The 1313-nt window shown below is 64.6% G+C and carries 1 protein-coding gene and 1 other annotated feature; the gene reads right to left on the bottom strand.

What is annotated here, in order from left to right; translation table 11 throughout:
• Nucleotides 1-39 precede the first annotated feature (39 nt).
• A protein-coding gene (locus ABDJ40_RS24685) for an IS3 family transposase (protein WP_430765680.1) occupies nt 40-1265 on the bottom strand; the annotation gives its coding sequence in 2 pieces (ribosomal slippage) (nt 40-977 and nt 977-1265; 1227 coding nt in all).
• Nucleotides 871-987: a sequence feature (AL1L pseudoknot), on the bottom strand. Its footprint overlaps the gene before it by 117 nt.
• Nucleotides 1266-1313: the final 48 nt, after the last annotated feature.

Below are 1313 nucleotides of genomic sequence, written 5' to 3'. Positions count from 1 at the left end.
TGAAACGCCCCGGCTTCCGCGGAGGCCAGTTGGTTTAAGTCAGACGGTCGCGGCCTGACCAGCGCGTTGGCGATGGTAATTGGCTTCGAATTCGGCGGGCGGGACATAGCCCAGCGGCCCCATCAGCCGGTGATGGTTGAACCAGGCCACCCATTCCAGCGTCGCCAGTTCCACGGCCTGCTTGGTCTTCCAAGGCCCGCGCCTATGAATGACCTCGGCCTTGTACAGCCCGTTGATCGTCTCCGCCAGGGCGTTGTCATAGCTGTCACCCTTGGAGCCCACTGAGGGCTCAATACCGGCCTCGGCCAGCCGCTCGCTGTAGCGAATCGAGAGATATTGCGAGCCCCTGTCGGAATGATGAATCAGACCATCGTCTTCGGTGGGCCTGCGGTCATACAGCGCCTGCTCCAGCGCGTCGAGCACGAACTCGGTATGCATGGAGCTGCTCTGGCGCCAGCCGACGATGCGCCGGCTGAACACGTCCACTACAAATGCCACGTAGACCCAGCCCTGCCAGGTCGACACGTAGGTGAAGTCCGAGACCCAGAGCTGGTTGGGCCGCTCGGCACGGAACTGCCGATTGACCCGATCCAGCGGGCACGGCGCCTTGGGATCGGGGATGGTCGTGCGCATCGCTTTGCCGCGACGCGCGCCCTGCAGCCCCAGTTGGTGCATCAAGCGCTCGACGGTACAGCGCGCCACCGAGACACCTTCCCGGTTGAGTTGGCGCCAGACCTTCTCAGCCCCATAGACCTGCATGTTGGCCTGCCAGACGCGCTGCACCTGAGGCAGCAGCTGTGCATCGCGCTGAGCCCGCAAGGACCGCAAGGCCGGCCGGCGCTGACGAGCGGCGTGGCGCCAATACGCCGACGGGGCGATCTGCAGGACGCGGCAGATCGACTCGACCCCAAGCTGCTGGCGGTACTGGTCGACAAAGGCCTTCAGGACTTGGTGCGGCGGTCGAGCTCCGCCTGGGCGAAAAACGCGCTGGCCAGCTTCAGGATCTCATTGGCCTTGCGCAGTTCGCGCACCTCGCGCTCCAGGTCCTTGATACGCTGGGCGTCAGCCGTGCTCACGCCATCGCGCTGCCCAGCGTCAACCTCGTGCTGCTTCACCCAGGTGTGCAGCGTCTGCGGCACACAGCCGATCTTGCCAGCGATGGACTCGATGGCCGCCCATTGCGACGGATGCTCTCCACGGTGCTCCAGCACCATGCGCACGGCACGCTCGCGGACTTCAGGGGAAAACTTCGGGGATTTCTTCATGGCTCCATTCTCTAGAGTTGGAGCCTCCGCGAAAGCCGGGGCGATTCA

Origin of the sequence: Roseateles flavus (genome assembly GCF_039872765.1) — a bacterium.
In the GTDB taxonomy this organism is placed as follows: domain Bacteria; phylum Pseudomonadota; class Gammaproteobacteria; order Burkholderiales; family Burkholderiaceae_C; genus Roseateles_B; species Roseateles_B flavus.
Note: the sequence above shows the minus strand (reverse complement) of the source record. Positions and strands in the feature narration are given on the sequence as shown.